The 20867-nt window shown below is 56.9% G+C and carries 17 protein-coding genes; 8 read left to right on the top strand and 9 right to left on the bottom strand.

The genetic code is table 11. The annotated features are described in order from the left end of the window. Positions 1-156 precede the first annotated feature (156 nt). Positions 157-930: a GntR family transcriptional regulator gene (locus tag VGE55_RS02715; RefSeq protein WP_331130188.1), complete on the top strand. Its 774-nt coding sequence runs from the start codon at positions 157-159 to the stop codon at positions 928-930. On the opposite strand, the gene VGE55_RS02710 is transcribed toward VGE55_RS02715, so the two are convergent. The 8 genes from VGE55_RS02710 to polA form a co-directional block, all read right to left on the bottom strand. Continuing rightward, the gene (locus VGE55_RS02710) at positions 927-1889 is read right to left on the bottom strand and encodes a branched-chain amino acid ABC transporter permease (RefSeq protein WP_331130187.1); all 963 of its coding nucleotides are present in this window, start codon (positions 1887-1889) and stop codon (positions 927-929) included. The genes VGE55_RS02715 and VGE55_RS02710 overlap by 4 nt on opposite strands. Further along, entirely contained in the window at positions 1886-2770 is an 885-nt protein-coding gene (locus tag VGE55_RS02705; protein ID WP_331130186.1) for a branched-chain amino acid ABC transporter permease, read from the bottom strand. Before VGE55_RS02705 ends, VGE55_RS02710 begins: the two co-directional genes overlap by 4 nt. Before the next feature lie 75 nt (positions 2771-2845). After that, positions 2846-4003 (bottom strand): ABC transporter substrate-binding protein, encoded by a 1158-nt coding sequence (locus VGE55_RS02700; RefSeq protein WP_414674951.1) that lies wholly within the window; start codon positions 4001-4003, stop codon positions 2846-2848. Between the two features lie 85 nt (positions 4004-4088). Beyond that, positions 4089-4799 carry an ABC transporter ATP-binding protein gene (locus tag VGE55_RS02695; RefSeq protein ID WP_331130184.1) on the bottom strand — a complete coding sequence of 237 codons (711 nt, stop codon included), beginning with the start codon at positions 4797-4799 and terminating at the stop codon, positions 4089-4091. Next, complete coding sequence (locus VGE55_RS02690; protein ID WP_331130183.1) at positions 4796-5569, bottom strand: ABC transporter ATP-binding protein; 774 nt, start codon at positions 5567-5569, stop codon at positions 4796-4798. The genes VGE55_RS02695 and VGE55_RS02690 overlap by 4 nt, the downstream gene beginning before the upstream one ends. Before the next feature lie 91 nt (positions 5570-5660). Next, entirely contained in the window at positions 5661-6434 is a 774-nt protein-coding gene (locus tag VGE55_RS02685; protein ID WP_331130182.1) for a ZIP family metal transporter, read from the bottom strand. A gap of 18 nt (positions 6435-6452) precedes the next feature. Next, positions 6453-7358 carry a dienelactone hydrolase family protein gene (locus tag VGE55_RS02680; RefSeq protein ID WP_331130181.1) on the bottom strand — a complete coding sequence of 302 codons (906 nt, stop codon included), beginning with the start codon at positions 7356-7358 and terminating at the stop codon, positions 6453-6455. Between the two features lie 17 nt (positions 7359-7375). Then, positions 7376-10198 carry a DNA polymerase I gene (gene polA / locus VGE55_RS02675; RefSeq protein ID WP_331130180.1) on the bottom strand — a complete coding sequence of 941 codons (2823 nt, stop codon included), beginning with the start codon at positions 10196-10198 and terminating at the stop codon, positions 7376-7378. Between polA and VGE55_RS02670 the strand changes: the two genes are divergently transcribed. The 3 genes from VGE55_RS02670 (at position 10199) to VGE55_RS02660 (ending at position 12806) form a co-directional block, all read left to right on the top strand. Then, positions 10199-10936 (top strand): TIGR00730 family Rossman fold protein, encoded by a 738-nt coding sequence (locus tag VGE55_RS02670; RefSeq protein WP_331130179.1) that lies wholly within the window; start codon positions 10199-10201, stop codon positions 10934-10936. Positions 10937-11018: 82 nt separating this feature from the next. After that, on the top strand, positions 11019-11975 hold the full coding sequence (locus VGE55_RS02665) for a homoserine kinase (protein ID WP_331130178.1): 957 nt from the start codon (positions 11019-11021) through the stop codon (positions 11973-11975). Between the two features lie 21 nt (positions 11976-11996). Beyond that, entirely contained in the window at positions 11997-12806 is an 810-nt protein-coding gene (locus VGE55_RS02660; RefSeq protein WP_331130177.1) for a BPSS1780 family membrane protein, read from the top strand. Here the strand turns inward: VGE55_RS02660 and VGE55_RS02655 are convergent, their stop codons facing one another. Beyond that, positions 12807-15044 (bottom strand): UvrD-helicase domain-containing protein, encoded by a 2238-nt coding sequence (locus VGE55_RS02655; RefSeq protein WP_331130176.1) that lies wholly within the window; start codon positions 15042-15044, stop codon positions 12807-12809. A gap of 199 nt (positions 15045-15243) precedes the next feature. Between VGE55_RS02655 and leuS the strand changes: the two genes are divergently transcribed. The 4 genes from leuS to VGE55_RS02635 all read left to right on the top strand — a co-directional run bounded on the left by leuS (position 15244) and on the right by VGE55_RS02635 (position 20830). After that, positions 15244-17886, top strand: a complete 2643-nt coding sequence (gene leuS / locus VGE55_RS02650; RefSeq protein WP_331130175.1) for a leucine--tRNA ligase — start codon at positions 15244-15246, stop codon at positions 17884-17886. Positions 17887-17943: 57 nt separating this feature from the next. Then, positions 17944-18450 carry an LPS assembly lipoprotein LptE gene (lptE, locus tag VGE55_RS02645; protein WP_331130174.1) on the top strand — a complete coding sequence of 169 codons (507 nt, stop codon included), beginning with the start codon at positions 17944-17946 and terminating at the stop codon, positions 18448-18450. Continuing rightward, the gene (gene holA, locus VGE55_RS02640; protein WP_331130173.1) at positions 18447-19484 is read left to right on the top strand and encodes a DNA polymerase III subunit delta; all 1038 of its coding nucleotides are present in this window, start codon (positions 18447-18449) and stop codon (positions 19482-19484) included. The genes lptE and holA overlap by 4 nt, the downstream gene beginning before the upstream one ends. A gap of 89 nt (positions 19485-19573) precedes the next feature. Continuing rightward, on the top strand, positions 19574-20830 hold the full coding sequence (locus VGE55_RS02635; protein ID WP_331130172.1) for a glutamate-5-semialdehyde dehydrogenase: 1257 nt from the start codon (positions 19574-19576) through the stop codon (positions 20828-20830). Positions 20831-20867: the final 37 nt, after the last annotated feature.

Here is a 20867-nt window from a genome sequence, read left to right as displayed (position 1 = left end):
CCAACACGGTTCAGTCCGTACCCCCCCCAAAGCCAGTCGTGAAACCACGGCTGGCTTTTTTGTTCGGTTCGGGTCTGAATTGTCCGATTTTGTCGAATGTTTTTCTGGTACATTGGCTGGACAATAATAAAACTCTTGAACCTGAACTGGACCCTTATGGATGACACTGCGTGGGCGGACAGCGCCCCAGTACCTGGCCTTGGGCCCGCCTATGTGCAAATCGGCTTGCGATTGGAGCAGGAGATTGTGCAAGGCTTGTGGGTGGCAGGTGACAGTTTACCCAACGAAAAACGCTTGGCTGAGCGATTCGGCGTATCCATCGGGACCATTCGCCGAGCCATCGAGAACCTGGAGTCTGCAGGGCTGGTTCAAAAAATGCAGGGCCTGGGCACGTTTGTTCGGAGCAAACCTGTCGGGGATGCAAACACCAAACCCACGCCCCCCTTCCACCTGCAAGAGCCATGGGCCAGCCATGTGTTGCAATCTGACCTCAGCACCGAGGTGACGCATCTTGAGAAAAGATTAGCGGATACCGACGAGGCCCGTGCATTGGGTTTGAAGGAAGAGGCTTTTATTTGGCACATTGAGATGCGGCACCAATTCAAAGCGCAATTGGTTGCGCTTGAAACCTTGAGCCTGTCCTGTCGGGTGTTTCCCACCCTGAGCATGGACTTGCTGAACCGTACAAAAGGCAATTTGTACCAATTGGCAGCCGAGGTGTTTAAAACCCGGATTGGGCGAGTGACCGACGAAGTCATGGTCAAAAACCTTGACCAAAACATGGCCACCCTGTTCAACAAGAGCGTGAATGAACCCACGCTTCGGGTTTATCGCATCACGCGGTCTGTGGACAACACGCCGATTGAAAAGCGGGAGGTTTGGCTGGACCCCAGTCTGGCCCATTACCGGGCCACACCGGGGTTGAACTAAGCGCGACGCTGAAGGCGTTCTTGGATAACGCCCACAATGCCTTTCCGGAAGGCCAGCACACACACGATAAAGATGAAGCCGGTCACGATGGTGACCGATTCGCCAATGGAGCGGAACCACTCAATCTGCGTGGCATTGGCAATCCAGGTGCCGGTTTCGCCCAGGCGGTTCTCTAGGGTAACAATCACGACGGCACCCACCACGGGGCCCCACAGGGTGCCCAAACCACCCACCAGCGTCATCAACACCACCAAACCCGACATGCTCCAGTGCACGTCGGTCAGGGTTTCAAAACCCAACACCGATGCTTTGGTGGCGCCCGCCAAACCCGCGATGGCGGCCGACAACACAAAGGCGAGCAGCTTTTGTTTTTCAACGTCATAACCCAGTGAAATGGCCCGGGGTTCATTTTCCTTGATGGCCTTTAACACCTGGCCAAACGGCGAATGCACAATGCGGACAATCAACGCAAAACCAGCCACGCAAATGGCCAACACCAGGTAGTACATGGTGATGTCGTTGTGCAAGTCGATGAGGCCAAACAAGTGCCCGCGCGGTATGCCCTGCAAACCGTCTTCACCGCCCGTAAATGGGGCCTGCAAAAAGATGAAATACAGCATTTGCGCCAGCGCCAAGGTGATCATGGTGAAATAAATGCCTTGCCGCCGAATGGCCAGGCTGCCCATGATGTAACCGATGACGGTGGCAAACAGCACGCCCGCCAGAATGCCGACCTCAAACGGCATGCCCTTGTCGCGCAGCAAGTAACCGGTGATGTAGCCCGCACCACCCAAAAATGCAGCGTGACCAAACGACAACAAACCGGTGTAACCGATCAGCAAATTGAACGCGCAGGCAAACAGTGCGAAACACAGCACCTTCATCAAAAAAACCGGGTAAATGGCCATGGGCGCCACCAGCGCCAGGCCCAATACAATGAGGAGGACTATGCGGTTCATGCTTCACGTCCAAACAGGCCAGATGGCCGAATAATGAGAACCACCGCCATGATGATGAACACCACAGTGGAGGACAGTTCGGGATAAAACACCTTGGTCAACCCTTCCAGCACGCCCAAGGTGAGGCCAGTCACGATGGCCCCAAGAATGGAACCCATGCCGCCGATGACCACCACCGCAAACACCGTGATGATGAGGTGCGAACCCATGAGGGGCGAAATCTGGATAACGGGTGCTGCCAACACCCCGGCCAGCGCGGCCAGTGCCACACCAAAACCATAGGTCAGCGTGACCATGCGCGGCACGTTGATGCCGAATGCTTCCACCAAACGCGGATTCTCGGTGCCGGCGCGCAGGTAGGCACCCAGCTTGGTTTTCTCAATCACAGCCCAGGTGGCCAGGCAAATGACCAAGGAGGCCACCACCACCCAGGCCCGGTAGTTCGGCAAAATCATGAAGCCCAGGTTGGTGGCACCCCGCAGTGCTTCAGGCACCGAGTAAGGCTGGCCCGAGACACCGTAGAACGAACGGAACAAACCTTCGACCATCAAGGTGATGCCAAAGGTGAGCAGCAGACCATACAGGTGGTCCAGTTTGTACAACCAACGCAGCATGGTTTTTTCAATCACAACGCCAAAGACGCCGACCAACAGTGGGGCCAGCACCAGCATCACCCAGTAATTGAGGTTGAAGTAGGCCATGCCCATCCAAGCCAAAAAGGCACCCATCATGTACAGGGCGCCGTGGGCAAAATTGATCACGTTGAGCAGGCCAAAAATAACCGCCAAGCCCAAGGACAACATGGCATAGAACGATCCGTTGACCAAACCCAGCAACAATTGCCCCAACAGGGCTGGCAACGGAATTCCAAAAATATCCATCACAACTCACCATGGAAAGCGGGCTCACCGAGCAACCGGTGAAACCCGCAAATTGACCGTGTGTTTAAGCCCGCATCACTTCCAGGCGGCGCACTTGGTTTCGGCTTTGGTGGTAAAAGCCTGGTCGCCTGGAATGGTTTGAACCACTTTCAGGTAATCCCAAGGCTTCTTGGACTCGTTGGGGGCTTTCACCTGCATCAGGTACATGTCGTGAATCATGCTGCCGTCCACACGGTAGTATCCGTTTTTGGCATACACATCATTGACTTTGCCTTTGCGGATGGCGTCCAGCACTTTGTCTGAATCGTCCGTGCCAGTGGCCTTTACCGCATTCAGGAACTGCAGGGTTGCGGAGTAATCGGCCGCATGCAGGCTGGTGGGCATTTTTTTCTGGGAATCAAAGAAACGCTTGGACCACTTGCGGGTTTCATCATTTTGATCCCAGTACCAGCTGTCAGTCAGGTACATGCCCTTGGTTTGCCCCAAGCCCAGCGCGTGCACGTCGCTGATGAACATCAACAAGCCAGCCAGCTTCATGGTGGAGGTCACGCCAAATTCGTTGGCGGCCTTGATGGAGTTGATGGTGTCACCACCGGCATTGGCCAGGCCCAAAATTTGAGCCTTGGAGGCCTGGGCCTGCAACATGAACGAGGAGAAATCCGACGCAGACAAGGGGTGGCGAACTGCGCCCAACACCTGGCCGCCACTGGCTTTTACCACGGTGGAGGTGTCGTTTTCCAGCGAGGTGCCAAAGGCGTAGTCGGCTGTCAGAAAGTACCAGCTTTTGCCGCCCTGCTTCACCACGGCAGAGCCTGTGCCTTTGGCCAATGCCACGGTGTCGTAGGCGTAGTGAATGGAATACGGGTTGCACTCCTCGTTGGTGAGGCGGGCAGAGCCGGAACCAATCACGAACACGGGTTTTTTCTTCTCGCCAGCCACCTTGGCAATCGCCAGGGCTGTGCCTGAGTTGGTGCCTGCAATCAGGAAGTCCACGCCTTCCTGGTCAAACCATTCGCGCGCCTTGCTGGCTGCAATGTCGGCCTTGTTTTGGTGGTCGGCGTAGATGAATTCGATTTTCTTGCCGTTCACTTTGCCGCCAAAATCGGCGATGGCCATTTTCACGGCTTCCACGCCCGAGGGGCCGTCGATGTCTGCATACACACCCGACAGGTCGGTGATCATGCCGATCTTGACCACATCACCGGACACTTGCGCGGCGGCGGTGCCGGCCATGGCCAGACTACCCACGGCCAACAGGCCGGCTACGATTGGTTTCAATGTCATCTCCTTCTCCTTTCTTTGCTTGTAAGAATGATGTTCAAACACCGAGCAGCGAATGCAGCACCGGCATTTTGTCGTCCAGTTGACTGGATTCGAATGTTTCAACAATCTGCCCGTGCTCAACCACATAAAAGCGATCGGCCAACGGTGCAGCAAACCGGAAATTCTGTTCCACCATGACGATGGTGTAGCCCTTGGCTTTCAGCGTGGTGATCATGCGGGCCAGCGCTTGCACAATCACCGGTGCCAGGCCTTCCGAAATTTCATCCAGCAGCAGCAATTTGGCGCCGGTTCGCAGAATGCGGGCCACCGCCAGCATTTGCTGCTCGCCGCCGGACAACCGGGTGCCCTGGCTTTTCCGGCGTGCCTGCAAATTTGGAAACATCTCGTAGATTTCGGCAACACTCATGCCCTTGTCGGTCTTTGATACAAAGGGCGGCAGCATCAGGTTTTCTTCGGCAGACAAGGATGAAAAAATGCCGCGCTCTTCCGGGCAGTAACCCACACCCAAGTGGGCAATTTTGTGGGTGGGCAGCGCAATCGATTCCTGCCCGTTGATCTGGATGGAACCCGCACGACGGCCGGTTAAGCCCATGATGGCCCGCAATGTGGTGGTTCGGCCCGAACCATTGCGCCCCAACAGGGACACCACCTCCCCTTCTTTCACCGAAAAAGTCATGTTGTGCAGAATGTGAGACTCACCGTACCAAGCATTCAGGCCTTCAATCTTTAAAACGGTTTGGCTCATGCATGGGCCCCTTCCAACTGCCCCGCGCTGGTGCCCATGTAGGCTTCCATCACCTGCGGGTTTTTCGACACTTCTTCATAGGCACCTTCAGCCAGCACAGCACCCTGCTGCAACACGGAGATGCGGTCGCAAATGCTGGCCACCACGTTCATGTTGTGCTCCACCATCAGGATGGTGCGGCCTTTGGACACTTTCTTGATCAATTGGGTCACCCGGTCCACGTCTTCATGGCCCATGCCTTGGGTGGGCTCATCGAGCAACATCACCTCGGGCTCCATGGCCAATGTGGTGGCAATCTCCAGGGCGCGCTTGCGGCCATATGGCAAGTCCACGGTTTGATAATCCGCGTACTCTTGCAGCCCCACTTCCGCCAGCAGTTCCATGGCCCTGTCATTCAGGCGGTGGAGAATTTTTTCGCTGCGCCAAAAATGAAATGCATTGCCCATGGGGCGCTGCAAGCCAATCCGCACGTTTTCAAGCACCGACAGGTGAGGAAACACCGCAGAAATTTGAAAGGAACGAATGACCCCACGCCGGGCAATTTGGGCTGGTTTTTGATGGGTGATGTCCTGTCCGTTGAACAGAATTCGCCCAGAGGTGGGCGTGAGAAACTTGGTGAGCAGGTTGAAACACGTGGTTTTGCCTGCACCGTTGGGCCCGATCAGCGCATGGATATGCCCGCGCTGAACCCGCAAATTCACTTGATTGACCGCCGTGAAACCCTTGAATTCCTTGGTGAGGTCATTGGTCTCCAATACAACATCCGCCATGCCTGCTCCGCCGTGTTTTTTAGTTTAGTGGCGCGGCTCATGTTGTCACGGGGTGTTCGGGGCGTGTATTAGGGCAAACCTCAACAGGGTTTTAATGGTGGTGGTGCAGAATACTGGCCAGGTAAGCCACCAGCACAACCCCGGCCGTGATGGTGGTGACCTGCATGATGCTGGAACGCAGGGCAAGGCGCTGCTGCATTTGGGGAATGAGGTCGGCCACGGCCACGTACAGAAAACTGGCCGAGGCCAGCACCAATGCAATGGGCAGTACATGCTGCAATTGCGAAAACAGGGTGAACCCAAGAAAGGCGCCCAGCACCGCCGCAACACCCGCCACGGCCATCAGGCGGATGGCTTTGGCCCGGGCAATGCCGGCATTCATGAGCACCAGAAAATCGCCTGTTTGTTGGGGAATTTCGTGCAGAACGATGGACAGCGTGGTGAGCAAACCCAATTGCACATCCACCAAAAACGCACTAGCAATCAGCAAACCATCGGCAAAGTTGTGGATGGAGTCACCCACCACAATCAAGAGGCCGCCCCGCCCTGCCTCATGTTTGTCAAAGCCATGTTCATGGTGGTGACCGTCATGCTCGTGGTGGTGGCTGTGGCGAAATATCGCAAACTTTTCCAGCACGAAAAAGAACAACAAACCACCCAACAACCAGATGAATAGATCGTGATGTTCCATGCCTTTGTCCAGCGCCTCAGGCAGCAGGTGCAACAGGGAGGTGCCCAACAACACACCTGTGGACAAGCTGACCATGGGCTCGAGTGCGCGGGCGATGCTGCGCGAACTGAGCCAGGCCGCAGCCAGAATGGCCAGCGCCGTGCCGGTGGCCGAGGCCACCATGACAATCAACAAACTGGAGTGCACGTTGGGTTAGAGCAGGCCACGCCTGCGCAAAAACTGAAGTGCCTGATTGTACGCCTGTTTGGCAGCCGTCGAGTTGTAGGTATTCCGATAATCCGCGTGGAAGCCGTGCTGCGCATTGGCAAACACCTCGATGTGTGTTTGGGCCGCATTCGCATTGCCGGGCGCAGCCTTGACCAAGGCTGTGCGCATGTCGTCGATGGTGTTCAAGGGGATGGAGGTGTCTTCCGCGCCATACAAGCCGAGCACAGGGGCTTTCAGGTCAGCAGCCAGGTCAACCGGCTGTTTGGGTGTTAGCGCGGTTGAAGGCCCCACCAGCTTGCCATACCAGGCCACCCCTGCACGCACCATGGGGTTGTGGGCTGTGTACAGCCAGGTGATTCGCCCCCCCCAGCAGAAGCCCGTCACGGCCAACTGGCCGGTGTTGCCGCCATCACCCGCCGCAAATTCCACGCACTTGTCCAGGTCCTGCATCACCTGGGCATCGTCCATTTTCGAAATCACGTTCTGGAGAATTTCAGCCACGGTTGCATACTGGCCCGGCTCACCATGGCGAAAAAAGATGTCGGGTGCCATGGCGTAAAAACCCGCTTGGGCAAACCGGCGCACCACATCCTCTATATAAGCGTGCACACCAAAGATTTCAGGCACCACCAAAATAACCGGCGGGTGCTTTTTGTGCGCGGGCTTGGCACGGTAGGCAAACATGTCGTCGTCGCCCACGTTCACCAACACCCGGTCTTCAATCAAACCGGTGGACGGCGTGGTGATGGCCTCGGACAACACCGGGCCAGCGGCCATGGCAAAGCCACCCGCCGTCAAACCCTTCAGCACGGTGCGGCGATCGGCTGCCAGCTTTCCGCCACCCGCTAGGGCTTTCAAGTGTTCGCTGTCTGTGTCGTGTTGGTCTTGCATGCTTCTACTCCCCCCGGTTAGTGGGCCTCTTCCCAATTCAGCCCCACGCCACAACCCACTTCCAGCGGCACTTTCAGGTCGGCCACTTGGGTCATGATCTCCGGCACTTTGCCCTGAATCACAGCCAGTTCGGAATTGGGGACTTCGAGTATCACCTCGTCATGCACCTGCATGATCATTTTGGTTTGAAGTTGCTCAGCCTTTAACCAGGCCGACAATTTGATCATGGCCATTTTAATGAGGTCTGCCGAGGTGCCCTGCATGGGCGCATTGATGGCAGCCCGTTCCGCCGCTGCACGGCGCGGTCCATTGGGGCTTTTAATCTCGGGTAACCACAGGCGGCGGCCAAACACCGTGCTCACATAGCCGTCTGCCTTGGCTTGGGCCCGCACATTCTCCATGTAGCGGGCCACGCCGGGGTAGCGCGTGAAATAACGGTCAATGTACAGCTTGGCCGCGTCGCGATTGATGTTCAAATTGGCCGCCAGTCCAAAGGCACTCATGCCGTAAATCAGACCAAAGTTGATGACCTTGGCGGTGCGCCGCTGGTCTGAATTCACCTCGCCCAAGGGCACGCCAAAAATCTCGGACGCTGTGGCACTGTGAATGTCCAGACCATGCTGGAAAGCGTGGATGAGCGCCTCATCGCCACTGATGTGGGCCATGATGCGCAATTCAATTTGCGAGTAATCGGCCGACACCAACACATGGTCAGCCGGTGCGACAAAGGCTTCCCGCACTCGGCGGCCCTCGGCCGTGCGCACGGGAATGTTTTGCAAATTGGGGTCGTTGCTGGCCAAGCGCCCGGTTACAGCCACGGCTTGCGCATAGTTGGTGTGCACGCGGCCCGTGCGCGGGTTCACCATGCGCGGCAGCTTGTCGGTGTAGGTGCTTTTGAGCTTGGCCAAGCTTCGGTGCTCCAACAATTTGGCAGGCAAGGGGTAATCCTCGGCCAGTTTGCTCAGCACCTCTTCATCGGTGGAAGGCGCGCCGCTGGCGGTTTTCTTCACCACCGGCAGGCCCAGCTTGTCAAACAACAGCTCACCAATTTGTTTGGGTGAATTTAAATTGAACTCACCACCGGCCAATTCAAAGGCCTGGGTTTCAATCACCTTGAGCTTGTCGGCGATTTCAGCGCTTTGGGCATCCAGTTTTTCGCTGTCAATCAACACCCCATTGCGCTCCACTTCAAACAACACCTGGCTGAATGGCAACTCCACCGTGTCGTACAGTGTGGCCAGTTCTGGCACTTGCTGCAGCTCAGCCCGCAGCACACTGGCCAAGCGCAGGGTGACTTCTGCATCTTCAGCGGCGTAGCGGGTGGCTGTCTCAATCGGTACTTGTTCAAACCCAATCTGGTTGGCGCCTTTGCCGGCCACTTCTTCATATTTGATGGTGTTGTAGTTCAACCAGCGCAGGGCCAGGGCATCCATGCCGTGGGGCTTGTGCGCTTCCAGAATGTAGCTGGCCAGCATGGTGTCTTCAACCAAACCTTGAACCCACACATGGTGATTGGCCATCACATGCAAGTCGTACTTGGCATTTTGGGCAATTTTGGGGGCCTGCGCGTCTTCAAACCAAGGCTTCAATGCGGCCAGGGTGTCGCTCAAACTCAGTTGTGGCTCGGCGGTCAGGTCCTGATGGCCCAGGGGAATGTAATAACCCACGCCCGGTTCCAGGGCAAAGCACAGCCCCACAATCTGCGCGTTCATGGGTTCCAGCGAGGTGGTTTCCGTGTCAAAGGCCACAGCACGCCGGGCTGACTTGGCCTTGGCCAGTTGGTCAATCAGTTCATGCAACGCATCGGCGGATTGAATGCTCACCGTGCCAATGGAATCGATGGACTGCGTGGGCGCATCAAACAATGCATTGGGGCCAGCGGTATTGGATGCCAAAGATGTTGAGCCCCCGGGCTCAGCGCTTGAGCTCGAGAACAAATCACCGGATACACCGCTTGGTTCTTCAGCAGCACCACCCAAGGCTCGAAACCAGGTTTTGAACTCAAACCGCTGAAACAGCTTTTTCAACACCTCGGCATTTTCGGTGCCAGCTTGCAGTTGGTCTTCAATGTGACGGGCCAGTTCAATGTCACAGTCTGTTTTCACGGTCACCAAGGTTTTTCCGGTGGGCAGCCAATCCAGGGCTTTTTGCAGGTTTTCGCCCACTTTGCCGCCAATTTGATCTGCATTGGCAACCACCCCATCCAGGGTTTTGTATTCGGCCAGCCACTTGGCGGCGGTTTTGGGTCCCACCTTCTCCACACCAGGCACGTTGTCCACCGTGTCGCCAACCAGGGTCAGGTAATCAATAATCTGCTCGGGGTACACGCCGAACTTTTCAAACACCGCATCACGGGTCATGACCGAATTTTTCATGGTGTCGACCAGGCGGATTTTGTCGTTCACCAGTTGCGCAAGGTCTTTATCGCCGGTGGAAATCACCACCTCATCAAAGCCTTGGCGCAGTGCGGTCTGGGCCAGGGTGCCAATCACGTCATCCGCTTCAATGCCGGGCTCGGCAATCACAGGCCAACCCAGCGCTTTGGTCACCTCGTAAATATGGGGTATTTGCGCAGCCAAATCTTCCGGCATGCTGGACCGATTGGCCTTGTATTCCGGATAAAGGTCATCCCGGAAGGTTTTGCCCGGCGCATCGAAAATACAGGCGATACAATTGGACGTGAGCGCGTCGCTCGGGAAGTCTGCCCGAAGGCGGCGAAGCATGTTCACCATGCCGTAGATTGCACCTGTGGGCTCACCAGCCCGATTGCGCAAATCCGGCATGGCGTGAAAGGCGCGGTACAGGTAGCTGGACCCATCGACGAGGAGTAAACGCTTCATATGACAACCAAGAACAAGAACATTCCGACCCTTCGCCACCTTCCATCCAAGGAGCAGTCCACCGCCGTCAAAGCGCGTGAATCGTGGCACGTGCTGGGAATTATGGCAGAGTTCATTGAAGCGACCGAGAAGCTGTCGGCAATTCGGCCGTCGGTGTCCATCTTCGGCAGTGCGCGAACCAAGCCCGAGCACCCGTATTATCAACTCACCGAAAAAATTGCACGTGCGCTGTCGGACTCTGGTTTTGCAGTCATTAGTGGCGGTGGGCCCGGCATCATGGAAGCCGCCAACAAAGGCGCCCACGCCGGACCATCGCCCAGTGTGGGCCTCAACATCGAGCTGCCTTTTGAGCAGCATGGCAACCCCTACCAAAACATCTCATTGACCTTCCGCCACTTTTTTGCACGCAAGGTGGCATTTGCCAAATACGCCAGCGCGTATGTGGTGATGCCTGGCGGCTTTGGCACGCTGGACGAACTGTTTGAGGCGCTAACGCTCATTCAGACCAGCAAAGGCCGCCGCATCCCCGTGGTGCTGGTGGGTCATGCCTTCTGGGGCGGGCTGATTGACTGGATACGCGGTCACCTCTTGGGCGAAGGCATGATCAGCGAAACAGACCTGGACCTGTTTGAACTGGTCGAAACACCCGAGGAAGTGCTGGCCTGCATCTTCCGGTTCTATGAAAAGCGCTCCTTCAGGCCATCGGATGACGAGTCCGAGATGCTGCTCGACCTGTAATGCAGGCGCAAACCCGGGTAAAATCGCCGGGTTTGCTTGCCGCTAAACCATGCGGGGCATCTGATCACTTTCAGGACCATTCATGGCTGTTTTCACCCGCATTACCCACGATGAGCTCAACGCCTGGCTGGCAGGCCGCCCTTGCGGCAGCCTGCAGTCCTTTGAGGGAATCAGTTCGGGCATCGAAAACACCAACTACTTCGTGAACACCAGCAACGGCCGCTATGTGCTGACGATTTTTGAAAAACTTCAAGCCCATGAATTGCCCTTCTACCTGGGTTTGATGGGCCACCTGGCTCACAAAGGGTTGCCTGTACCCGGGCCGGTGGCGGACGAGAGCGGCGCGTTGTTTTCCATGTTGAAGAACAAACCAGCAACGCTGGTGAACTGCCTGCATGGCCGTTCGGTGGACCACCCAAACCCGGCGCAATGTGCCGCCATTGGCGAATTTTTGGCCCGAGCACACCTGGCTGTGGGCGATTTCAACGGTCAGCTGCCCAACCCGCGAGGTTTGAGCTGGGTGCAAGAGGCCACTGGTCATTTGGTTCGTCATGCCCCCGAGGAGGTGCTGGCCTTGCTGAGTGACGAGGTGGCCCATCAGTCGCGCGTTGCAGCCAGCGATGCATACAGCAAGTTGCCCAAGGGCGCCGTGCATGCGGATTTGTTTCGCGACAATGCGCTGATGGATGGTGATGATTTGGGCGGCGTGATTGATTTTTACTTCGCCGGGGTCGACACCTTCCTCTTTGACCTGGCGGTGACCGCGAATGACTGGTGCATCGACCTCGACACGGGTGCACTCAACCCGGAGCGAACCTCCGCACTGCTGAATGGCTATCAAATGCACCGCGCTTTGGAAACCCACGAACAGGCCTTGTGGCAAGACATGCTGCGGTCCGCTGCACTGCGGTTCTGGACCTCACGACTGGTGGATTACTACATGCCTCGCGATGCTGAGGTTCTGACTGTGAAAGACCCGTCTCACTTTGAACGGGTTTTGAAAGCACGCCGTGCCGGTTGCCCGGCCTGCCTTATTTAACCGGGCCACAGGAGTATCCACATGGCCACACACCTGCACATTTGTACCCCCCGCCAGGGCTGGGAATGGCTAATGACAGGTCTCTCCCTGTTTCGCAAAAAACCGTCTGAACTGTTTCTATTGGGCAACACCTATCTGTTCATTCTGCTGTTTGTGGGCATGCTGATCCCCATGTTGGGTGCAGCAGTGGTCACGCTGCTCACGCCGGCTTTGGGCTTCGGCATCATGCTCGCAGGCAAAATGATGAAGTCCGGTTTGCGCGTTTCGCCCTCGATTCTGTTTGCAGGTTTTGGGCAGGCACATCGGCCCCATTTGCGACGTTTGCTTCAACTGGGGTTTGTGTACACCGTCAGTTTTGCTGCCATCCGGCTGCTGGCCAATGCTGTGTTGGGTGGACAGCCCACGCTGGACGTCAGCAATGTACAAAAAATGGATCCGGACCACATCGTCCGGTTTTATGAGTACATGGCCAGTTATCTCAGCGTGGTGGCCTTGGCCAGCCTGCCCGTGATTCTGGCGTTCTGGTTTGCGCCGGTGCTGGTGGTGTGGCATGGCATGTCGCCAGGCCAAGCACTGTTTTCGAGCTGGGTGGCCGTGTGGCGCAATAAGTCGGCATTTCTCATTTATGGCATGGGCTGGATTATTCTCAGTGTGGGTTTTTGCTCAGCAGTGGTGGCGGTGTTCAGCCTCTTGGGCCTGCCCGCATCGCTGTTGAGTGCACTCAACATCCTCACCATGGCGGTGGTCATGAGTGCGTCGTTGGCCACGTTCTACCCCAGCTACACCGCTGTGTTTGAGCACGACCCAGAACACTTCCAGGCACAAGCCTGATCACACCTTGCTGAGCTTGGCCAAGCTCAGCATCAGCCACTTCATGCCTTGGCGACCAAAGTTGATTTGTATGCGTTGGTCGTCGCCTTCGCCCTCATAGGCCACCACAACACCCTGACCAAACTTGGCATGCTCCACCCCGGTGCCAATGGGGTAAGGCCGGTTGGCCGCTTTCTGCGTGTAGGCCTTTCCACCGCCAAAACTGGCTGTGTTATTCCAGGACTTGGCATCCAATGCATCCCACCCCGAGCTCGCAATATGAGCCCGTTTCGGGGTCAGCCATTTCAACACATCTTCCGGCAACTCATCCAGAAAACGCGACCGCAGGTGGTAACGAATTTGCCCATGCAGCATGCGCTGTTGGGCATAACTCAAAAACAGTTGCTCTCGGGCACGGGTAATGGCGACATACATCAGGCGGCGTTCCTCTTCCACCGCCTCCACGCTGGTGCCATCGCCCGCTTCAATGGTGTTGCCAACGCTGTTTTCATGGGGGAACAAGCCCTCCTCCAGCCCAGTGACAAACACGCAATGGAACTCGAGCCCTTTGGCCGCATGGGCTGTCATCAATTGCACAGCTTGTTCACCGGCGGCAGCCGCGTTGTCGCCGGCTTCCAAAGAGGCATGCGACAAAAAGTCGGCCAGTGGTGTGATCAGCTTTTCAGCATCCATCTCGGTGGCTGGGGTGTCTTGGAAATAGCCCTCTGCCACTGCAAACGAGGCAGCTGCGTTCACCAATTCCTTCAAGTTTTCAACCCGGTCTTCACCATCCTTGTCGGTTTCAAAGTGTTGCAGCAAACCACTTTCCACCACCACTTTGTCCACCAGCTCGGCCAACCCCAGGCCCCGGGTTTCAAAGCGCAGTCGTTCAATCAGCTGAGCAAATTTTTGCAGACTGGCTTGGGCACGCCCATCCATCAGCGGAATGGCCCGGTACAGTGAAATACCCTGCTGCGTGGCCAAATCCTGCAGTTGTTCAATGCTGCGCGCACCAATGCCCCGGGTTGGGAAATTCACCACCCGTGAGAAGGAATTGTCATCGTCGGCATTGTCCAGCAAGCGCAAGTAGGCCAGCGCGTGCTTGATTTCAGCGCGTTCAAAAAAGCGCAAACCACCATACACCCGGTACGGAATACCCGCATTGAACAGGGCTTGTTCCACCACCCGCGACTGGGCGTTGGACCGGTAAAGAATGGCAATATCGGACCGGCTCATGCCCTCTTCCGTGATGAGTTTCTTGATGCGGTCGATGATGAAGCCCGCCTCATCCTGATCACTGATGGCTTCATACACACGAATCGGTTCGCCCTCGCCAGCGTCGGTCCACAAGTCTTTGCCCAAGCGGGCCTTGTTGTGCGCAATCAACACGTTGGCCGCTTTGAGCACATTGCCCACCGAGCGGTAGTTCTGCTCCAGCTTGATGCGGTTTTGTACATCGAAGTCGCGCTCAAACTGGCTCATGTTGGCCACCCGTGCGCCCCGAAACGCGTAAATGGACTGGTCGTCATCGCCCACTGCGAAAATGCACCCCTGAGGGCCCGACAAACGCTTTAACCACTGGTACTGCAGCGTGTTGGTGTCCTGAAACTCGTCCACCAAAATGTAACGGAAGCGCTGCTGGTAATGTTCACGCAAAGCCGGGTTGGCGCCCAACAGTTCAAAGCTGCGCAACAGCAGCTCGGCAAAATCCACCACGCCTTCCCGCTGGCATTGGGCCTCGTAGGCTTCGTACAGCCTCACCATCATGCGGTGGTACTCATCGAAAGCATCCACGTCCTTGGGGCGCAAACCTTGCTCTTTGGCTGAGCCAATAAAGTAGGCCAGTTGTTTGGGCTGAAATTTTTCGGGATCAATGTTCAGCACCTTGTACATGCGCTTGATGGCCGACAACTGGTCCTGCATGTCCAGAATCTGAAAAGCCTGCGGCAAACCCGCTTCACGCCAGTGGGCACGCAACATTCGGTTGCACAGGCCGTGGAACGTGCCCACCCACATGCTGCGGGTGTTGATGGGCAGCATGCTGGAAATGCGGTGCAGCATTTCCTTGGCCGCTTTGTTGGTGAATGTCACCGCCAGCACACCGCCTGGGCCCACCTGCCCGGTTTGAATCAACCACGCAATGCGCGCCGTGAGCACCTTGGTTTTGCCACTGCCAGCGCCCGCCAAAATCAAGGCTGATTCTCGCGGCAGGGTAACAGCGGCCAATTGCTCAGGGTTCAGGTTGTCGAGTAGGGACACGTGCACAATTCCAAGGTTCGATGGCTGTTGATTTTAACAGTGTTATTGCCGCAACACCGGTGCAGCCCCAACTCACGCGACGTCGAAACCCACACAAAGCCCGATATAATGAAAGATTGCCCCAAACCCCTGAAAAACCGGCGTTGTTCACCCAAGTGACCAAACCGGCGGGCCTGATTTTTTGCATTCCATCACCACCATGCTCAACCAATACGCCGCCCAAGACATCGAATCGTCCGTACAGGGCCAATGGAAGTCCACCGACGCCTACAAGGCCGAGGCCTTTGCCAAAGACGCCCAGGGCCGGGAAAAACCCAAGTACTACTGCGTGTCCATGCTGCCCTACCCCAGCGGTAAACTGCACATGGGCCATGTGCGCAACTACACCATCAACGACGTGATGATTCGCCAAAAGCGCATGAAGGGGTACAACACCTTAATGCCGATGGGTTGGGACGCCTTCGGCATGCCTGCGGAAAACGCCGCCATGGCCAACGGCAAACCACCTGCCGCCTGGACCTACAGCAACATTGCCTACATGAAGAAGCAGATGGAATCCATGGGCCTGGCCATTGACTGGTCCAAGGAAGTGGCCACCTGCACACCCGAATACTACAAATGGAACCAGTGGCTGTTTTTGAAGATGCTGGAAAAAGGCATCGTCTACAAAAAAACCGGCACGGTGAACTGGGACCCGATTGACCAAACCGTGCTGGCCAACGAACAGGTGATTGATGGGCGCGGCTGGCGCTCGGGTGCGGTGGTGGAAAAGCGCGACATCCCCATGTATTACATGGCCATCACCAGCTATGCCGACGCATTGCTCGACGACCTGAAAGACCTTCAATGGCCCGAACGCGTCAAGCTGATGCAGGAAAACTGGATCGGCAAATCCACCGGCGTGCGCTTTGCCTTCCCGCACAGCATTGCGGGTGCGGATGGCAAACTGGTGCAGGACGGCAAGTTGTATGTGTTCACCACCCGGGCCGACACCATCATGGGTGTGACCTTCGCAGCCGTTGCAGCCGAGCACCCCCTGGCCACACTGGCTGCCGCCAACAACCCCGAGCTGCAAGCTTTTATTGCCGAATGCAAAGCGGGTGGCGTGGCCGAGGCCGACATGGCAACCATGGAAAAGAAAGGCATGCCCACTGGGCTTTCCGTGAAGCACCCCATCACCGGCGCAGACGTGCCCGTGTGGGTGGGCAACTATGTGCTGATGAGCTATGGTGACGGTGCCGTGATGGGCGTACCCGCGCACGATGAACGCGACTTTGCCTTTGCCCTGAAATACGGCATTGAGATCAAACAGGTGATTGATGTGAAAGGCCAAGCCTTTGACGCCACCGCCTGGGCCGATTGGTACGGCGACAAAGAGCACGGTGTTTGCATCCATTCAGGCGAACTGAACGGCAAAAGCCACACCGATGCGGTGAACTGGGTGGCCGACACCATGGCCGCCAAAGGCCTGGGCGAAAAGCGAATCCAGTTCCGCCTGCGCGACTGGGGCATTTCCCGCCAACGCTACTGGGGCACCCCCATTCCCATCATTTATTGCGACACCTGTGGCGATGTGCCTGTGCCCGAAAAAGACCTGCCCGTGGTGCTGCCCGAAGACCTGGTGCCGGATGGCAGCGGCAACCCGCTGGCGAAAAGCGCAGCCTTCTACCAATGCAGCTGCCCCAAGTGCGGCAAGCCGGCGCGTCGGGAAACCGACACCATGGACACCTTTGTGGATTCCAGCTGGTATTTCACGCGCTATGTGTGCAACGACGCCGACACCATGACCGATGCCCGCGCCGACTACTGGATGCCCATGGACCAGTACATTGGCGGCATTGAACACGCGATTTTGCACCTGCTGTACAGCCGCTTCTGGACCAAGGTCATGAACGACCTCGGCCTGGTGAAATTCCGCGAACCCGCCACCGCCCTGCTCACCCAAGGCATGGTGCTGAACGACACCTATTACACCGAAGAAGCCAACGGCAAGAAAACCTGGATCAACCCCGACGACGTGGAAGTGAGCTTCGACGACCGAGGCCGCCCCATCTCTGCCAAGCTGAAAACCAATGGTGCAGCGGTGCACATTGGCGGCGTTGAGAAAATGTCGAAGTCCAAAAACAACGGCATCGACCCGCAGGCCCTCATCGACCAGTACGGTGCCGACACAGCCCGCCTGTTCACCATGTTTGCAGCGCCGCCCGAGCAAAGCCTGGAATGGAGCAGCTCTGGTGTGGAGGGTGCGCATCGCTTCCTCAAGCGCCTGTTCCACTTGGGTGCGAATTTTGAAGCGGTGTTCACTGCACAAACCGCACTGCCGACCAACCTTGGCAAAGCAGCACAAAACACCCGGCGTGAAGTGCACGACATTTTGAAGCAAGCCAACTTCGACTACGACCGCAACCAGTACAACACCGTGGTGTCGGCCGGCATGAAAATGCTGAACACGCTGGATGCATTTGCGCCACAAGCCAACACCGACGATGAAAAGGCCGTGTTGGTGGAAGGCATGGGCATTTTGCTGCGCGTGCTTTACCCGATTGTGCCGCACCTCACCTGCCACCTGTGGCAAGCGCTGGGCTACACAGGCTCATTGGGTGAGCTTCTGGATGCGCCCTGGCCTGAAGTGGATGCACAAGCACTGGTGCGATCTGAGCTCACCTTGATGGTGCAAATCAACGGCAAACTGCGCGGCAGCATTGAAGTACCGGCCGAGGCTAACAAAGCCAGCATTGAAGCCACCGCGCTGTCCAGTGAAGCCGCCCAAAAGTTCATGGAAGGCAAGCCTGCGAAAAAAGTGATTGTGGTGCCTGGCAAGTTGGTCAATATTGTGGTGTAAGGTACAGCAATCAACAAATACAACCATCGGATGGGTTTCACTTTGCAAAGCGTATTCATGACACGAGTCCACACCCTGAGCGCCCTGCTGCTGTCTGTTTGCTTGCTGGCGGCATGCGGCTTTCAACTGCGCGGGCAGTACACCTTCGACTTCGATCGAATTGAACTGCGCGGCATGGAAAAGACCGAAATGAACCGCAACATGAACCTGCAGATGCAGATCATGAACATCGTGGTGAACCCAAGCGATGGGGCCCCGTTGAAACTCACCTTGCTGAAGGAAAAGCGGGACCGCAGCATTGTGACCTTCAGTGCGTCAGGCCGGGCTCGGGAAGTTCGCCTCACCTACGACCTGGACTACCAAGTCACCGACAAAAACGGCGATTTCCTGATTGCCACCACCACCTTGCAGCAACGCCGTGAACTCACCTACAGCGACGATCAAATTCTGGGCAAGGAAATGGAAGAGGCCAACCTGTACACCGAAATGCAACGCGACATTGCGCGTCAAATTTCGGTTCGCCTGGCGGCCTTGAAACTGAACAAGGGCAACGCCAAACCTTGAAACCCATCTCACTGGACCATTGGTTAGACCCTGCCGCAGGCCAACAGCCACTGCCAGCGCTGGTGTGCCTGTTCACTGACGAACCCCTGTTTAGTACACAGGCTGCAGACTTGTACCGCCAACGGCTCAAGCGCAGCACCGAGTATCAACGGCATGTGCTGGACATGGACCGACAGTTTGATGCACAAGAGTTTCTGGCGCAGTTCGCTGAAGCCTCTTTGTTCGGCGACGTGTCGCTGGTCGAAGTTCGACTGACTCAACCCAAGCTCAACAAAGACGCTGCCGAAGCGCTGACCCAGGTTGCCCAATGGATCAAGGCCGGGGAAACTGCTCACCATCTCTTGGTGCTGGGCCCCAAACTCAACAAAACGCAGGAAAAATCGGACGGTTTTGCGCAACTGCTGACACTGGGCTGCGAAATCCAATGCAAACCCGTGACTGCAGAAAACCTGCCTGCCTGGATCGTTCAATCGGCCCAACGCAAAGGGCTCAAGCTGGACAGGGAAACGGCCACCTGGCTGGCCGAAAAAACCGAAGGCAATCTCTTGGCAGCGCATCAGGCCATTGAAAAACTGGCGGTTGAACACCAAGGCCCAGTGCCCTTCGACACCGTTCAGGCCATGGTCTCCAATTCCGCCCGCTTCAACGTCTTCGACCTGGGCCCCAGCTTGCTGGGTGGCGACACCCGCCGGGTGGCGAGGATGATTCAGGGCCTGGAAGCGGAAGGGGAAGCCTCAACTTTGGTGCTGTGGGCCCTCCAAGAGGAAATTCGCGCCATTCGCGACACCCAGATGGCGATTAGAAAGGGCATGGCATTGGCGGATGCCTGCAGACAACATAGAATCTGGGGTGCGCGCCAGAATCACATCAGCGCAGCGCTGAAACGGCACAACCGAACCAGCCTGCAAAATCTGACCGCCTGGTGCTACAGCGCGGAAAAAACCATCAAAGGCATGAAGGCTGGCAACCCCTGGACCCTGCTTGAAATCATCGGGCTGGGCATTGCCGGGGTGGCTCCGCCCCCACACGCATGAACTGAAACGCGCCGAACGCGTCGAACAGGGGTGCAAGGCCGGCACCGAGCAATTGGGCAATACAACCAGGCCACACCGGAAGACCAACCATGAGCATTGAAAACGACGTACTAGAGATTGGACGACAGGCCCGCGAGGCCTCCGCGGCCATGGCCCGTGCCAATACCGACGCCAAAAACAAGGCCCTGCTGGAAACAGCCCGCCTGATCCGCGAACAGCGAGCTGCCCTGCGTGCGGCCAACCAGGCTGACCTTGACCAAGCCAAGGCCAACGGCCTGGAGCTCGCTTTGCTCGACCGACTGGCCCTGAGCGACAAAGCCATCGACACCATGGCTGAGGGCCTGGAACAAATTGCCCAACTGCCCGACCCCATCGGCGAAATGACCGACCTCAAAAACCGCCCCTCGGGCATTCAGGTGGGCAAAATGCGCGTGCCGCTGGGCGTGATCGGCATCATCTACGAGGCGCGTCCCAATGTCACCGTGGATGCGGCCGGCCTGTGCATCAAGTCGGGCAACAGCACCATTCTGCGTGGCGGTTCCGAAGCATTTCGCTGCAACCAAGCCTTGGCCAAGCTGGTGGCACAAGGCCTGGAAGCGGCCGGCTTGCCCGCCGCGGCGGTGCAGGTCATCGACACCACAGACCGTGCTGCGGTGGGTGCGCTCATCACCATGACCCAATACGTGGACGTGATTGTGCCTCGCGGTGGAAAGGGCCTGATTGAACGCATTTCGCGTGAAGCCAAGGTGCCTGTCATCAAACACCTGGATGGCATTTGCCATGTGTTCATTGATGAGTCAGCAGACCTTGAGAAAGCCATCGCGATTGCCGACAACGCAAAAACCCACCGCTACGGCACCTGCAACACCATGGAAACCCTGCTGATCCATCAGCATTTGGCCAAACCCGTGCTGACAGCACTGGGCAAAATCTACGCGGACAAAGGCGTTGAGGTGCGGGGGTGTGGTCGCACCTGCGCGCTTTTGCCAACGGCCAAAGCAGCCATCGAGGAAGACTGGTCCACCGAATACCTGGCCCCCATTCTGTCCATCAAAGTGGTCGACAGCCTGGACCAGGCCATTGCACACATCAACCGGTACAGCTCACAACACACCGACAGCATCGTGACTGAAAACCACAGCCACGCCATGCGGTTTATTCGTGAAGTGGACTCGGCATCGGTCATGATCAATGCCTCCACACGGTTTGCTGATGGCTTTGAATATGGTCTGGGCGCCGAGATCGGCATTTCCACCGACAAAATCCACGCCCGCGGTCCCGTTGGGCTGGAGGGCTTAACCAGTCAGAAATGGGTGGTGTTTGGTCACGGCGAAATTCGCCAGTAACACACCGACCCGCCAACAACACACAAGGAGTATTTGC

Source organism: Limnobacter sp. (genome assembly GCF_036405155.1).
GTDB lineage: Bacteria > Pseudomonadota > Gammaproteobacteria > Burkholderiales > Burkholderiaceae_B > Limnobacter.
The sequence above is the reverse complement of the archived record's forward strand: the minus strand, read 5'-3'. Positions and strand labels throughout refer to the sequence as shown.

Bases quoted from the DNA above. Each gene is read 5' to 3' on its own strand.
- VGE55_RS02715 (WP_331130188.1), top strand. From the start codon at position 157: ATGGATGACACTGCGTGGGCGGACAGCGCCCCAGTACCTGGCCTTGGG.
- VGE55_RS02705 (WP_331130186.1), bottom strand. From the start codon at position 2,770: ATGGATATTTTTGGAATTCCGTTGCCAGCCCTGTTGGGGCAATTGTTG.
- VGE55_RS02670 (WP_331130179.1), top strand. From the start codon at position 10,199: ATGACAACCAAGAACAAGAACATTCCGACCCTTCGCCACCTTCCATCC.
- lptE (WP_331130174.1), top strand. From the start codon at position 17,944: ATGACACGAGTCCACACCCTGAGCGCCCTGCTGCTGTCTGTTTGCTTG.
- VGE55_RS02635 (WP_331130172.1), top strand. From the start codon at position 19,574: ATGAGCATTGAAAACGACGTACTAGAGATTGGACGACAGGCCCGCGAG.
- polA (WP_331130180.1), bottom strand. From the start codon at position 10,198: ATGAAGCGTTTACTCCTCGTCGATGGGTCCAGCTACCTGTACCGCGCC.
- leuS (WP_331130175.1), top strand. From the start codon at position 15,244: ATGCTCAACCAATACGCCGCCCAAGACATCGAATCGTCCGTACAGGGC.
- VGE55_RS02680 (WP_331130181.1), bottom strand. From the start codon at position 7,358: ATGCAAGACCAACACGACACAGACAGCGAACACTTGAAAGCCCTAGCG.
- VGE55_RS02660 (WP_331130177.1), top strand. From the start codon at position 11,997: ATGGCCACACACCTGCACATTTGTACCCCCCGCCAGGGCTGGGAATGG.
- VGE55_RS02710 (WP_331130187.1), bottom strand. From the start codon at position 1,889: ATGAACCGCATAGTCCTCCTCATTGTATTGGGCCTGGCGCTGGTGGCG.
- VGE55_RS02690 (WP_331130183.1), bottom strand. From the start codon at position 5,569: ATGGCGGATGTTGTATTGGAGACCAATGACCTCACCAAGGAATTCAAG.
- VGE55_RS02695 (WP_331130184.1), bottom strand. From the start codon at position 4,799: ATGAGCCAAACCGTTTTAAAGATTGAAGGCCTGAATGCTTGGTACGGT.
- VGE55_RS02665 (WP_331130178.1), top strand. From the start codon at position 11,019: ATGGCTGTTTTCACCCGCATTACCCACGATGAGCTCAACGCCTGGCTG.
- VGE55_RS02700 (WP_414674951.1), bottom strand. From the start codon at position 4,003: ATGGCCGGCACCGCCGCCGCGCAAGTGTCCGGTGATGTGGTCAAGATC.